Origin of the sequence: Streptomyces sp. NPDC017225, assembly GCF_044331465.1 — a bacterium.
Lineage (GTDB): Bacteria > Actinomycetota > Actinomycetes > Streptomycetales > Streptomycetaceae > Streptomyces.
In genome coordinates this window covers 20,119-32,921 of sequence record NZ_JBIRNE010000030.1, presented here as the reverse complement: position 1 = coordinate 32,921, position 12,803 = coordinate 20,119, and the positions used below count along the sequence as shown (strand labels likewise).

13 protein-coding genes are annotated in these 12,803 nt (G+C 73.0%); 4 read left to right on the top strand and 9 right to left on the bottom strand.

What is annotated here, in order from left to right; translation table 11 throughout:
* The first annotated feature begins 31 nt into the window (after nt 1-31).
* Entirely contained in the window at nt 32-394 is a 363-nt protein-coding gene (locus ACH4NX_RS35785; RefSeq protein WP_398130117.1) for a DUF397 domain-containing protein, read from the top strand.
* Here ACH4NX_RS35785 and ACH4NX_RS35780 read toward each other — a convergent pair.
* From ACH4NX_RS35780 to ACH4NX_RS35750, 7 genes are all read right to left on the bottom strand, one after another.
* A complete protein-coding gene (locus tag ACH4NX_RS35780) occupies nt 351-1,133 on the bottom strand; it encodes an SDR family NAD(P)-dependent oxidoreductase (RefSeq protein WP_398130116.1) in 783 nt (260 codons plus the stop codon). The genes ACH4NX_RS35785 and ACH4NX_RS35780 overlap by 44 nt on opposite strands.
* Before the next feature lie 447 nt (nt 1,134-1,580).
* Nucleotides 1,581-2,054: a hypothetical protein gene (locus ACH4NX_RS35775; RefSeq protein ID WP_351401028.1), complete on the bottom strand. Its 474-nt coding sequence runs from the start codon at nt 2,052-2,054 to the stop codon at nt 1,581-1,583.
* Nucleotides 2,055-2,115: 61 nt separating this feature from the next.
* Nucleotides 2,116-3,699 (bottom strand): two-component system sensor histidine kinase CseC, encoded by a 1,584-nt coding sequence (cseC, locus tag ACH4NX_RS35770; RefSeq protein ID WP_398130115.1) that lies wholly within the window; start codon nt 3,697-3,699, stop codon nt 2,116-2,118.
* 16 nt (nt 3,700-3,715) lie between these two features.
* Nucleotides 3,716-4,420, bottom strand: a complete 705-nt coding sequence (gene cseB / locus ACH4NX_RS35765) for a two-component system response regulator CseB (RefSeq protein WP_345597570.1) — start codon at nt 4,418-4,420, stop codon at nt 3,716-3,718.
* Nucleotides 4,421-4,580: 160 nt separating this feature from the next.
* Entirely contained in the window at nt 4,581-5,282 is a 702-nt protein-coding gene (locus ACH4NX_RS35760) for a hypothetical protein (RefSeq protein WP_398130114.1), read from the bottom strand.
* Nucleotides 5,270-5,809 (bottom strand): SigE family RNA polymerase sigma factor, encoded by a 540-nt coding sequence (locus ACH4NX_RS35755; protein ID WP_279566414.1) that lies wholly within the window; start codon nt 5,807-5,809, stop codon nt 5,270-5,272. The genes ACH4NX_RS35760 and ACH4NX_RS35755 overlap by 13 nt, the downstream gene beginning before the upstream one ends.
* A 365-nt stretch (nt 5,810-6,174) precedes the next feature.
* On the bottom strand, nt 6,175-7,182 hold the full coding sequence (locus ACH4NX_RS35750; RefSeq protein ID WP_398130113.1) for an A/G-specific adenine glycosylase: 1,008 nt from the start codon (nt 7,180-7,182) through the stop codon (nt 6,175-6,177).
* Between the two features lie 119 nt (nt 7,183-7,301).
* On the opposite strand from ACH4NX_RS35750, the gene ACH4NX_RS35745 reads away from it, so the two are divergent.
* Nucleotides 7,302-9,110: a sensor histidine kinase gene (locus ACH4NX_RS35745; protein ID WP_398130112.1), complete on the top strand. Its 1,809-nt coding sequence runs from the start codon at nt 7,302-7,304 to the stop codon at nt 9,108-9,110.
* Entirely contained in the window at nt 9,107-9,778 is a 672-nt protein-coding gene (locus tag ACH4NX_RS35740) for a response regulator transcription factor (RefSeq protein WP_351401041.1), read from the top strand. The genes ACH4NX_RS35745 and ACH4NX_RS35740 overlap by 4 nt, the downstream gene beginning before the upstream one ends.
* Before the next feature lie 6 nt (nt 9,779-9,784).
* On the opposite strand, the gene ACH4NX_RS35735 is transcribed toward ACH4NX_RS35740, so the two are convergent.
* The gene (locus ACH4NX_RS35735) at nt 9,785-10,435 is read right to left on the bottom strand and encodes a phosphatase PAP2 family protein (protein WP_398130111.1); all 651 of its coding nucleotides are present in this window, start codon (nt 10,433-10,435) and stop codon (nt 9,785-9,787) included.
* A 175-nt stretch (nt 10,436-10,610) separates the two neighbouring features.
* On the opposite strand from ACH4NX_RS35735, the gene ACH4NX_RS35730 reads away from it, so the two are divergent.
* A complete protein-coding gene (locus tag ACH4NX_RS35730) occupies nt 10,611-11,480 on the top strand; it encodes a hypothetical protein (protein WP_398130110.1) in 870 nt (289 codons plus the stop codon).
* 162 nt (nt 11,481-11,642) lie between these two features.
* Here ACH4NX_RS35730 and disA read toward each other — a convergent pair whose 3' ends face one another.
* Nucleotides 11,643-12,767, bottom strand: coding sequence for a DNA integrity scanning diadenylate cyclase DisA (disA, locus tag ACH4NX_RS35725; protein WP_345597267.1), 1,125 nt, complete (start codon nt 12,765-12,767; stop codon nt 11,643-11,645).
* Between the last annotated feature and the right edge of the window lie 36 nt (nt 12,768-12,803).

The following is a 12,803-nucleotide window of genomic DNA, read 5'->3' as shown; positions in this document are numbered from 1 at the left end:
GTCCCCCTTCCACCCGCGCCAGGGCCTCCGGATGGTTCCCGCCACCCGGAGGCCTTCGCCGTGGGCCGGTCAGTCACGGCCGCACTCGAACCACACCGTCCTGCCCCGCCCGTCGGCGCACGGCGTGACGCCCCACCGGTCGGCCACCGCCCCGACGACCACGAGCCCGCGCCCGCCCTCGCCCAGCGCGTCGGCTGCCGCCGGCGCCGTCCCCGTACGCGACACCGAGAACCCGTCCGGCCCGGTCGTCACCGTCGGGGCCGGCGCCTGGCCGGCGTTCGTCGGCGGCCTGCGCTGCACCGTGATGTCCTCCCCGACACCAGACAGCGGTGTCGGGGAGGGACTTACGGTCACAAAGCGTGTCCGCCGGCCACCTGGAGTACCTGTCCGGTGATCCAGCGGGACTGGTGAGAAGCGAGGAAGACCACGGCGTCCGCGATGTCCTCCGGTTCACCCACCCGGCCCATGGGCACGACCGTCGCCGCTTGGGCCAGGAGGTCCTCTCCCATCCACCCGGTCTGTACCGGGCCCGGTGCGACGGCATTCACCCGAATGCCCCGACCGGCCAGGTCGAGCGCGGTGGCCCGGGTGAGTCCCTCCAGCGCCGCCTTGGACGTGCCGTAGCCGATCTGCCCGGGGAACGCCCTGGCGGCGTCGGTGGAGATGTTGACAATGGACAGCGACTGATCGCCGGTGCGTAGACGTGCCGCCTCCGTTGTGAGGACAGCCGGCGCGATGGCATTCACCCGGTAGTGCCGTTCCAGCGACTCGGCTGTCAGGCCGTCCACGGTGTCCGGCGTCTCGCAGTGGGCCGCGTTGTTGACCAACACGTCGATCGAGCCGAGGCGTTCGGTGGCAGCCACCGCCAGTCGGCGTGCCCCGTCGGGCTGGGAGAGATCCGCGCTGACGGCGAAGGAACCGTTGCCCAGTTCCCGGGCCGGCTTCTCGGCTTCTCGGGTGCCCGGTGTGATGTGGCCCCACTCCGCGCCCTCCGGAGTGGGAAGGTCCTGCGCGAGGTAGTGGATCGCCACCCGTGCGCCCTGCGCCGCGAAGGCTCGGCTGATCGCCGCACCGATGTTTCCGGCGCCGCCGGTGACCAGGACGTTCTTGCCTTCGAGTTGCGTATCGATCATGTGCGTCTTCCTGGAGGTTCGCTGCCGTTGGTCGCGTTGACGAGCGGGGCCCGTCGGGGCCTGGGCCACGCCGACGGGAAGGCAGGGCGGACCTCGGGCGCGAGCACACGGCTCGTCATGGGACGCGGACGGAAGGTGCGCACAGGAAGCGGCACTGTGCGGAGACGGGGGCACCGGAGACCTGATCTGCTGGACACTCGCCGACGCGAACGGCGCGGCGCCCTCGCGATCCGCGCCGTCGCAGACCTGGGCATGCTCCAACAGCCCCGCCCAGGCCCCGGCGAAACACTCGTAACCCGTCTGCCACGGACCATACCGCTCGGGAAGGTCCCGCCAGGGCCGCTCACGGCCGTCAGTACTCGGCAGCAACGGAGCGATCCGCTTCCACGCACCACGGCCAACCACAAACCAACTATCAGACAGGACCTGGCGCCGCCGCCGCGCCCGTCACTCCTCCAGGGCCGCCTGCCGGGCGAGGAATTCCTCGAACGCCGCCTTCTGCTTCGGGTCCATGAAGCCCTGGCGGACATTGCGGGCCGTCTCCTCCAGCCAGTGCGCCTCGCCCGGGTCCAGCAGCTCGGCGACCACCACTCCGTCGCGGGCGACCGCCGTGCGCCCTCCCACGCGACGGCGGTAGAGCGTGAAGGCGCCGTACTCCGCCGGATGAGCCGGCTCCGGCCCCTCCTTCTCCTCCGCCTCGGCCCGGTCGGCGGCGAGCCTCGGCGGGTAGGCGGCGGGAGCCCAGTGCTCCCACAGTGCCAGCGTCGCCGCGGGCACCAGCACCGCGTGTTCCGAAGGGCGTCCCCCCTCCCACACGAACGTGACCGTGACCGGCTCACCGACCGCCTCGGCCAGACCGAGCACCCGCTCCACCTCGTCGTCGACCGGGTGGCTCGCCTCTGCGTCGATCCGTATCCCCATGGCGCCCAAGGCTAGGGGTGGCCTCTGACATCGCCCGCAGACCAGACTTCGCCCGCTGGGTCTAGGACCGGCCCGGAGACGCTCCGGGCCGGTCCGGCAGCATCGGATGGCTCCCGGTGTTCGTCGGCGCGTGCTCCGGCAGCCACAGCACGGCGACCGCGCCCTCGGCCGGTACGTGTTCCGGCGCTCCCGCCGGCCGTACGTTGCGGAAGGTGAGCCGGGCGCCCAGTACCCGGGCCTGGCCGGCCGCGATGGTCAGGCCCAGCCCGTGCCCGCGCCCCGCCCGGTCCGTGCTGCCGGTGCGGAAGCGGCTCGGGCCCTCGGCGAGGAGCTTCTCGGGGAAGCCCGGCCCGTGGTCGCGGACCCGGATCACCCGGCCCTCGACACTGACCTCGACGGGCGCCCGGCCGTGCCGGGCGGCGTTGGCGAGCAGGTTGAACAGCACCCGCTCCAGGCGGCGCGGGTCGGTGGTCACCTCTGACTCGTGCACCACCCGCACCTCGACGTCCGGGTCCTTGGCCGTCACCCGTCGGGTCACGAAGGCGCCCAGCATGATGTCCTGCAGCTCGGCCCGCTCCGAGGCACCGTCGAGCCGGGCCACCTCCAGGACGTCCTCGACGAGCGTGCGCATCGCCCGCGCCCGGTCCAGCACCAGCTCGGTCGGCCTGCCCGGCGGCAGCAGCTCGGCGGCCGTCAGCAGTCCGGTGACCGGGGTGCGCAGTTCGTGCGCGATGTCCGCGGTGACCCGGCGCTCGGCCTCCAGCCGCCGCTGCAACGCGTCCGCCATCGCGTCCACGGCACTCGCGAGATCGTCGGTCTCGTCCCGCACGACACCGCCGATGGCGTCCCGGACGCGGATGTCCGGCTCGCCGTTGGCGACCTGGTGCGCGGCGGCGGCGGCCTTGCGCAGCCGGCGCGACAGCTGACCGCCGATGAGCACACCGAGCGCGCTGCCGCCCAGGACGACCGCGATGGAGCCGATGACCAGTGCCTGGTCGAGGTCCTCGAGGATGTCCGCGCTGCGGTCGGTGAACCCGGTGTGCAGGGACATCACGTGCCCGTCCTTGAGCGGCACCGCCGCCCAGATGTCCGTGACGCCGCTCGGCCGGTCGGAGACGTACGTCGCGCGCCGCCCGTTCTCGACCTTGCGGCGCAGCTCCGCGGGCAGGGCCGGGTCGTCGATCCGGGCGTTGGGGAAGTTCTGCCGCCCGGACAGCTCGTAGTTGCGCTGGGCGACCAGGATGCGCTCGTCCGCGAGGTCGCGGGCGTTGTCCAGCATCGACACCCGGGCCGCGTTGTGCACGACCAGGCTCAGTACGACCGCCACCAGCGCGCCGACCAGCGCGATGGCCGCGCTGAGCTTCCAGCGCAGTCCGGTACGGATGCTCAGTCCCCGGCGGATCCTCAGTGCCGCCCGCGTCCTCAGCCCAGCCCGCGTCCTCAGCCCAGCGCGGGTCCTCAGTCCGGCGCGGGTCCTCAGCCCAGCGCGGGTCCTCAGTCCGGCGCGGGTCCTCGGTCCCGTACGGATGTCCAGTCCCGTGGGCGTACTCGTCCCCGTACGGGCGCCCGGTACCGCCGGGGCGCCCGCGTGGTCGTCCGGGCGCCCCGGCGGCGAGGCGGTCCGGCGTCGGTAGAACGACCGCATATCCCTGTGTCCCCGCTCAGGCCTTCAACTTGTAGCCGAAGCCACGGACCGTCTCGATCCGGTCCTGGCCGATCTTGGTGCGCAGCCGCTGCACATGGACGTCGACGACGCGGGTGTCACCGCCCCAGCCGTAGTCCCACACGCGCTCCAGGAGCTTGTCGCGCGAGAGCACCGTGCCCGGCGCGGAGGAGAACTCCAGCAGCAGCCGCATCTCGGTCGGGGTGAGCGCCACCGGCCGCCCGGCCCGGCGCACCTCCATGCCGTCGGTGTCGACCTCCAGCTCGCCGAAGGTGAGCACGCCTCCGGTGTCCGCGGCGGTTCCCGCCTCCGCCCGGTCGACGCCGCCGGCGTGGCCGAAGCGGCGCAGGACCGCGCGGATCCGGGCGACCAGCACGGCCCCGTCGAACGGCTTGGTCACGTAGTCGTCGGCGCCCGCCTCCAGGCCGAGCACCACGTCGATGGAGTCCGCCCGCGCCGACAGCATGATCACCGGCACGGTGGACTCGTCCCGGATCCGGCGGCACAGGCTGACGCCGTCGAGGCCGGGGACCATGACGTCGAGGAGCGCGATGTCGGGGCGGTCGGCCCGGAACGCCTCCAGGCCGGAGAGCCCGTCGGGCATCGCGGTGACCGCGAAGCCGTCCCGCTCCAGGGCGAGCTGGGTGGCCTCGCGGATGACGTCGTCGTCCTCGACGAACAGGACGTGGGTCTGGTCTGCCATCCCGGTGCTCTCAGTCCTCGTTGTGATGGTCGGGTGCGGTCGCCGGAAGCGGTGCGGTCACCCGCGCCACGTGCGGTCACTCGGGCAGACGCCGGAAGCGCGCACCGCGTTCACTCGGTCATCGGTCCGAGCGGCCCGATCGGTTCACGTGCCGTGCGCGTCAGCTGTCCGGCTCCGGTTCCGGCTCCGGTTCCTGCACCGCCTCCGGAACCTCACTCGGTGCGGTCCCCACGGCGTTGCTGTAGTCGTTGTGGGTGCGGTACTCCTCGGTGAACCGGCCCGAGGTCCAGCGGTACGTGATCACGTTGGTGTTGGACGGACTCGACACCGGATCGCCCTTCTCGTACACCTGCTTGGTCACCACCAGGTCGCCGCGGTCGATCTCCGCGTAGACCGGAGGCTCCTCGGCCTTGAACACGTTCTGGTACGCGCCGTCCTGTTCGCGGTACACGTAACTGCCCACACCCACCGCGTCACCGCACGTCAGCACGTTGACGACGACGTCCTCCGCGGAGCCTTCGGTCATCTCCCCGTACGACACGTCGACGGGGTACTGGTCGCCGGCGCAGGGCTTCAGCTCGCGCTTGACCTCCGTGGCGACCTCGGGGTCGGCCTTGACGAGCCGCACCGCGTCCACGCGGTCGGGGACCTTGGAGGCGGAGGCCGCGGGTGAGGGGGAGGAGGAGGCGGCGCCGCCCACCGCCTCCGCGTGCGCCGGGCCCTCGTCACGGGCGCCGGTGCCGCCGGCGGCGCAGCCGGAGAGGGAAACGCCGAGGGCGACGAACACGGCCACCGCCGTACTCGCCGCCCGCACACTCCTCCGGCCCTCCGGGGGCCTCCGGCCGACGGTCAGGCAGCGCAACGCTCCCGCTCCTCACGCTCCAGCGCCCGTGCGTCCAGATCGCGGGCGACCAGCTCCTCGCGGAGCCGGGCGAGCGCCCGGTGCAGCGTGCTCTTGACGGTGCCGGCCGACATGCCGAGGGCGGCGGCCGTCTCCTCCGTTGACATCTGCTCCCAGTGTCGCAGCACCACGACGCTGCGCTGCTTCGGGGCGAGCACCTTCATGACGTCCATCAGCAGGGCGCGGTCCGCGTGCTGCGCGGTGGAGTCGTCCACGCAGGCCTCCGGGAGCTGCTCGGTCGGCACCTCCTCCAGCTTCCGCGCCCGCCACCACTCGGTCCGCGTGTTGATCATCACCCGGCGCAGGTAGGCGTCCGCCAGCCGCTTGTCCTCGATCGTCTCCCAGCGGCGGTACGTCCGCGCCAGCGCGGTCTGCAGCAGGTCCTGGGCGTCGACGGGGTCCGGTACCAGCCGGCGTGCGCTGCGCAGCAGCGCGTCCTGCCGGGTACGGACGTACTCCTCGAACTCGAGCACCTCGCCCTGCGCCATGGTCAACCGCCTTCCGATCCCCGTTTTCCGGCGGTTGGTCATCCGCCGGCCCACTGCCTGTGGTCCGTAGTCGTCCTGTGCCCGCGGGGCACATGAACGAAGGTAGGGAAGCGTTGTCACGGCGCTGTGCGAAGCAGCCTGCGGCAAACCCTCGGCTGTCCGTCGGTTGTGTAACAGAAGCGGGGACGGGTCGAAGCGGTAGGTTGCTTGGGGCGGGTAAAGGGTGATTCGCCTGGCGGCGCCGCTGTCACAGAAGCCACAGCGGCGTCATCCACCACTGGTCCACCACTGGGGACCTCCACTGTGCTCCACCGCTGTGCTCCAGCTCTGTGATCCACCCCGTGATCCACCGCTGGGCTCCGGCTTCAGCTCAGCGGCAGTCGGTACATCCCGTCCGCCAGGGGTTCCACCAGGCCGTCGGCGACGAGGCCGTCCAGGGCGCGGGCGCGCTGGACCGGTTCGTGCCACACCTGGCCGAGGGCGGCCTGCGGCACCGCTCCGTGCGCGTCACGCAGCACGGCGAGCAGCCGGCCGCGTACCTGCCGGTCGGTTCCCGCGTACGTCTGGCCGCGCCGCGGCGGCCCGTCGTGCGCGGGCTTGCCGGCCAGCCGCCAGGCGCACTGGGCGGCGATCGGGCAGCGGTGGCACGACTCGTTCTTCGCCGTGCAGACGAGTGCGCCCAGCTCCATCGAGGCGGCGGCCCAGCGCGCGGCCCTCGCCTCGTCGTCCGGGAGCAGCGCGCGCGCCAGTTTCCGCTCGGCGGCGGTGGTGGCGTTCGGCGGGTACTGCGCACCGGTGACCGCGCGGGCGAACACCCGGCGGACGTTGGTGTCCAGTACGGCGTGCCGCTGGCCGTAGGCGAAGGAGGCGACCGCGGCGGCCGTGTACTCGCCGATGCCGGGCAGCGCCAGCAGCTGGGCGTGGTCCGCCGGTACGTCGCCGCCGTGCCGTTCCGTTATGGCCGCGGCGGCGCCGTGCAGGCGCAGGGCGCGGCGCGGGTAGCCGAGCCGGCCCCAGGCGCGGACGGCCTCGCCGGGCGCCTCCGCGGCGAGGTCGGCGGGGCGTGGCCAGCGGGCCAGCCACTGCTCGTAGACGGGCAGGACGCGGCTCACCGGCGTCTGCTGGAGCATGAACTCACTGACCATCACACCCCACGCGCCGGCCTCCGGACGCCGCCACGGCAGATCGCGGGCGTGCTCGTCGAACCAGCCGATGACGGGGGCGTGCAACGGCACACCGGACGCGGAGACGTCGGCGGTGGCCGGGGTGCCGGAGACGGCGGGGTGTCCCGGGTACGCGGAGACGGCGGCGGAGGCCGGGGCCGCGGTGGGGTCGGAGGGGCCGTTGTTCGAGGGTTTCGTGGGCGCAGTCATGACCCTTCGATCCTGCCACGGGAGGGCCACCGCGCGGGTGCACCGCCACCCGGTGGCGGGCGTGACACCTGACGATCGGCAGGGGCGCCACCCTGCTCGCCGCTTGTAGCGTCCGTCCCATGGAAGGTACCCGTCCGGCCTACGACGCCGGGACCGGCGACGCGGGGCCCGGCAGCGGCGCGGGGTCCGGCAGTGGCGCGGGGTCCGGCAGCGGCGCGTGGCACGGTCGCGGCGACGGCTTGGGGCCCGGTCGCGGCGGCGACGTGGGGCCCGGTCGCGCCCCCGCCCGCCTCACCCCTCTCGGCAGCGGTGCCCTCCTCTGGGGCACCCTCGCTCTCCCCGCCGTCACCGCCGACCGACTGGGGCTGAACGAGCCGCGTCCCCTCTGGCAGCAGCTGGCCGGCCTGGGGATCCTCGCCGTGGCCGTCGCGCTCTCCCGGCGCCAGCCGCTCACCGCCTTCGCGCTGGCGGCGGGCCTGGGCCTGGCCGCGGCCCCCGCTCTCTTCAGCGTGTCCTACGGTCCCGCCCTCGGCGTCTTCGCCCTGCTGCTGGGCCTGCGCGCCCAGCGGGCGCGTCGCGCGGTGGCCTGCTTCGTCGGTGCCGGCGTCGTCGGCACGGTGCGGATCGTGCTGGTCGGCGTCGACCCGGTGCCCGAGTGGCTGGTGCTGACGGGGACGTTGCTCTTCGGCTGCGTCTTCCCCTGGCTCGGCGGACGCTACTGGCGGCAGAGCCGGGCCCTCGCGGAGGCCGGCTGGCTCAGGGCGGCCCGTCTGGAGGACGAACAGCGGCACGCCGAGGAACGGGCCAGGCTGCGCGAACGCGCCCGGATCGCCCAGGACATGCACGACTCCCTCGGCCACGAACTGAGCCTGCTCGCCCTGCGCGCCGCCGCCCTCCAGGTCGCCCCCGGGCTCGCGGCCGGCCACCGTGCCGCCGCGGCCGACCTGCGCGTCGCCGCCGCCGACGCCACCGACCACCTGCACCGCATCATCGGCGTACTGCGCGAGGTGTCCGTCCACGACGAACCCGCCCCGCTGACCCCGGCCGGTGAGAGCGTCGAGGAGCTCGTCGCCCGGGCCGCCGAGTCGGGGCTCCCCGTCCGCTGGGAACCGCAGGACGCCACCACCCCGGCCCCCGGCGGCGTCGCCGAACGCCTGCATCACCGTGTGGTGCGCGAGGCGCTGACCAACGCGGCCCGGCACGCGCCGGGCGCACCCGTCGTCGTGGCGGTCACCGGCCAGGCCCACGGTACGACGGTCACCGTCACCAACGGGCGGGCCACCGAGGCCGGGGCCCCCTCGTCGGGCGGTTCGGGGCTGCTCGGACTGCGTGCCGCCGTCGCCTCGGTCGGCGGCGACTTCCGGGCCGGCCCGGACGGCGAGGGGTTCCGCGTCCGGGCGTACGTCCCCGCACAACAGACATCCGCGCCGGCCCTCGTCGCCACCCCCTCGGCCCCCTTCACCCTCGCCCGCCGCCGGGTCGCCCTCGGTCTGGGTGCCGCCGCCGGTGCGGGCGTCGTGCTGGTCGGCTCGGCCTTCGGCTGGTACGCGTACACCGAGACGCACTCGGTGCTCGGCCCCGCCGAGTACGCGCAACTGCGCCTGGGCACGCCGTACGAGGAGGTCGCCCCCGTACTGCCGGACCGCGCGGTCCACGACCCACCCTCCGAACGCGCGCCCGAGCCCCCGAAGGGCGCCGACTGCCGCTACTTCCGGTCGAGCGGGGAGCTCCTGGTATCCGTCGACCACTTCCGGCTCTGCTTCGACGACGACGGGCACCTGGTCGCCAAGGACGTCGTCCCCCGTGCCGGACCGTCCGGCGAGGGACTCCGGCAAGACGAGCAAGACGAGCAGCACAAGCAGGGCGAACAGGGCGAGCAAGACGAGCGGTACAAGCAGCGCGAGCAACACGAGGAGTCCGTACGGTGATCCGGGTACTGCTGGCCGATGACGAGGCGATGGTGCGTGCCGGGGTGCGCGCCATCCTGGCGAGCGGTGGCGAGAGCGAGGTCGTCGCCGAGGCGGGTGACGGCCGCCAGGCGGTCGAACTGGCCCGCGCCCACCGCCCCGACGTGGCCCTGCTGGACATCCGCATGCCCCGCCTGGACGGACTCGCCGCCGCGCGGGAGATCGTACGGTCCGTCCCCGGCACGGCCGTCGCCATGCTGACGACCTTCTCCGAACAGTCCTACGTGGCGCGCGCGTTGGCCGGTGGTGCTACCGGCTTCCTGCTCAAGTCCGGAGACCCCTACGAACTGATGGCGGGCGTACGGGCCGTTGCCGAGGGTGCCGCCTTCCTGTCCCCGAAGGTCGCCCGCTACGTCATCGAGGACCTCGGCAGGGGCGGTGGCGGCGGCCGGCTCGCCCGTGAGGAACACGCACGTGCGCGTGTGGCGCGGCTCAGCCCCCGTGAACGCGAGGTCCTCGGCCTCGTCGGCGCCGGCCTGTCCAACCCGGAGATCGCCGCCCGGCTGCACCTCGTCGAGGGCACGGTGAAGGCGTACGTGAGCGCGGTGCTGGACCGGCTGGAGGTACGCAACCGGGTGCAGGCGGCGATCGTGGCGTACGAGGCGGGCCTGGTCGAGACGGATACCTGACGCCTCTCAACGGCGCCGGTGCGAGGGGGCGTACGCGGTGGCGGAAGCGGCGGGCGCTCCGGGGCCGGTCAGCCACCGCACCGCGGGCGCCGACGACGCGCGCATCGCCTCGGCCAGTCGTATCACCGGGTGTCTGCCCAGGCGTACGGCCGTGGCGGCGACGACGGCGCCGAGCAGCAGCCCGGTGGCGACGTCGTGCGGATAGTGGACGCCGACGAAGACCCGGGAGAAGGCCATCAGCAGGGCGAGCGGGGCGGTCAGCCAGATGACCGTCCGCCGGATCAGGGCCAGGCCGACGGCCGAGGCCCCCGCTATCGTCGCGTGGTTGCTCGGAAAGGACCAGTCGCCGGTCGGCGGGCACTCGGCCAGGGACGGCACCGCCGCAGTGACCGCCCGGCACGGACGTTCCTCGCTGAAAACGGACTTGAGCAGCTCACTGCACACATACGCCATAGCCGTGGCCACAGGTGCAAGGACCGCGATCGCGAACGCATGGGTGCTGCCGTGGCGCGACCGCCACCAGGCGACCACGAACAGCGCGCCGAACAACAGGATTCCCGCCTCTGTCCACACCTCCACCGTGTGCTGTACCCACGTCGGGGTGTCGTCGGCGAAGCCGGTGATGTCGCGGTAGAGCTCGTCGTCCTCGAAGGTCATGCTCACTGACGGTAGGCGGCGGCGCGTTACGGTCACACCCTGCGATCGACACATGGCCAACCTGACGATCGGCAGGGGGTCGTGACCGGTTTCCGGAATGATGATCCGTAAAAGTTGCCGCTCTGAACGGCGGGTGGGACAGGGGAACGCGCCGATCTCTCGTACAGTTTGCGCCGTGGGATCTCTGCGCAATCCGGTCGGGCCGCTTCCCTCCACCATCTACTGGCGACGGAGGGCCGTACTGCTGTCCCTGTTCGCCCTGTTGGCGCTACTGATCACGTGGGTCGTGGTCGCCGGCGGCGGGGGTGACGGCAAGGACCGCGAGGACGGCGCCAACGGCAAGAACCCGGCTCCTTCGATCACTCCCGGCCCGTCGGGTTCCGGGCCGGTGACCAGTCAGGCGCCGGGCGGGCGCGACGAGTCGGGGAGCGGGGACTCCAACGGGTCGGGTCCGGGCTCAGGGAGCGGTGGCTCCGGCGACGGGTCCGGTTCCGGTTCTGATTCCGGTTCCGGTTCCGGCGGTGGTGAGTCGGGGGGCGGCGCCGGGTCCGGTGGATCGGGCAGTGCCGGCGGAGGCGGCTCGGCGGGCGGTGCGGTGACCGGCGTCGGTGCGGGCGACGCCCTGCCGGGTGGGTCGAGCCTTCCCAACTGCTCTCCGGGGGCGGTGAAGCTGAGCCTGCGCAGCGTCCGCAACGACTACACGCCCGGTCAGACACCCACCTTCGAACTGACCGCGCGGAACACCTCCGGCAGCGACTGCAAGGTCGATCTCGGCCCGAAGCACACGGTGTTGACGATCACGCCGGCCGACGCCGACGACGCCTACTGGTCCTCCGACGACTGCGTCAAGGGCGCGGGCAGCCTGCAGTACCGGGTGGGCGCGGGCAGCGGCATCACCTACACCGCGAAGTGGGACCGCAAGCCGAGCGCCCCCGAGTGCGGGACGCCTCCGGCGGGTTCGGCCAAGGCCGGGACGTACCTGGTGGAGGCCAAGGCCGCGGGGTTCGAGAAGGTACGGGCGTCGTTCGTGCTGAAGAGCGACTGACGCCGGCACGACCCTCCCGGCCGCACCGGCAGCCGTACGGCCGGCCGCACCGACAGCTTCCGTTACGTCCAGCCGTGACGACAGCTGCGCATGCGGCCGCACCGACAGCTGTACATGCAGCCGTGACGACCAGCCGTACCGCTCCACGTACCGCCAGTGCCGCTAGACGTACCGCTCAAGGATCGACGACTCCGCCAGCCGTGACAGACCCTCCCGCACGCTGCGCGCACGCGCCTCGCCGACGCCGTCCACCGTCTGGAGGTCGTCCACGCTGGCGGCGAGCAGCTTCTGCAGGCCGCCGAAGTGCTCCACCAGCCGGTCGATGATCGCGCCCGGCAGCCGCGGAACCTTCGCCAGCAGCCGGAAACCGCGTGGCGACACCGCCGAGTCCAGGGCCTCCGGGGAACCCGTGTAGCCCAAGGCGCGGGCGACCGTGGACAGTTCGAGCAGCTCGGCGTGGCTGAGTTTGTCCAGCTCGGCGAGCGCCTCGTCGACCGTGCGGGAGCGCTTGGCGGTGGGCTCGGGCACGTAGTCCCGCACGACCAGCTCGCGCTCGGGTTCCACGCCGGCGATCAACTCGTCCAGCTGGAGCGCCAGGAGCCGGCCGTCCGTGCCCAGCTCCACCACGTACTCGGCGATCTCGGTGGCGATGAGGCGCACCATCTCCAGGCGCTGGGCGACCGCCGACACGTCCCGGACGGTGACCAGGTCCTCGATCTCCAGCGCCGACAGCGTGCCCGCGACCTCGTCGAGGCGGAGCTTGTAACGCTCCAGGGTCGCCAGGGCCTGGTTGGCGCGGGACAGGATCGCCGCGGAGTCCTCCAGCACGCGGCGCTGGCCGTCGACGTAGAGGGCGATGAGCCGCATGGACTGGGAGACGGAGACGACGGGGTAGCCGACCTGCTTGCTGACCCGGTCCGCCGTACGGTGCCGGGTACCGGTCTCCTCGGTGGGGATCGTCGGGTCGGGGAGCAGCTGCACGCCCGCCCGCAGGATCTTGGACAGGTCCGAGGAGAGCACGATGCCGCCGTCGAGCTTGCACAGCTCGCGCAGCCGGGTCGCGGTGAACTCGACGTCCAGCACGAAGCCGCCCGTGCACATCGACTCGACGGTCTTGTCCCAGCCCAGCACCATCAGACCGCCGGTGTTGCCGCGCAGGACGCGCTCCAGGCCGTCCCTCATGAGCGTGCCGGGCGCCACCGCGCTCAGCGAGGCGCGCATCAGGCCATCGGCACCGGCGCTCCCACCGGACCTTCCGGGAGCTGCTGCCCGGTCGTTGGCTGCCACTGCACTCCTCCGGTCGCAGGTTCTCAGGTGCTGCCC

Coding starts and splice junctions, on each gene's coding strand:
- ACH4NX_RS35785 (WP_398130117.1), top strand. CDS start 32: ATGGTTCCCGCCACCCGGAGGCCTTCGCCGTGGGCCGGTCAGTCACGG.
- ACH4NX_RS35780 (WP_398130116.1), bottom strand. CDS start 1,133: ATGATCGATACGCAACTCGAAGGCAAGAACGTCCTGGTCACCGGCGGC.
- ACH4NX_RS35775 (WP_351401028.1), bottom strand. CDS start 2,054: ATGGGGATACGGATCGACGCAGAGGCGAGCCACCCGGTCGACGACGAG.
- cseC (WP_398130115.1), bottom strand. CDS start 3,699: ATGCGGTCGTTCTACCGACGCCGGACCGCCTCGCCGCCGGGGCGCCCG.
- cseB (WP_345597570.1), bottom strand. CDS start 4,420: ATGGCAGACCAGACCCACGTCCTGTTCGTCGAGGACGACGACGTCATC.
- ACH4NX_RS35755 (WP_279566414.1), bottom strand. CDS start 5,809: ATGGCGCAGGGCGAGGTGCTCGAGTTCGAGGAGTACGTCCGTACCCGG.
- ACH4NX_RS35750 (WP_398130113.1), bottom strand. CDS start 7,182: ATGACTGCGCCCACGAAACCCTCGAACAACGGCCCCTCCGACCCCACC.
- ACH4NX_RS35745 (WP_398130112.1), top strand. CDS start 7,302: ATGGAAGGTACCCGTCCGGCCTACGACGCCGGGACCGGCGACGCGGGG.
- ACH4NX_RS35735 (WP_398130111.1), bottom strand. CDS start 10,435: ATGACCTTCGAGGACGACGAGCTCTACCGCGACATCACCGGCTTCGCC.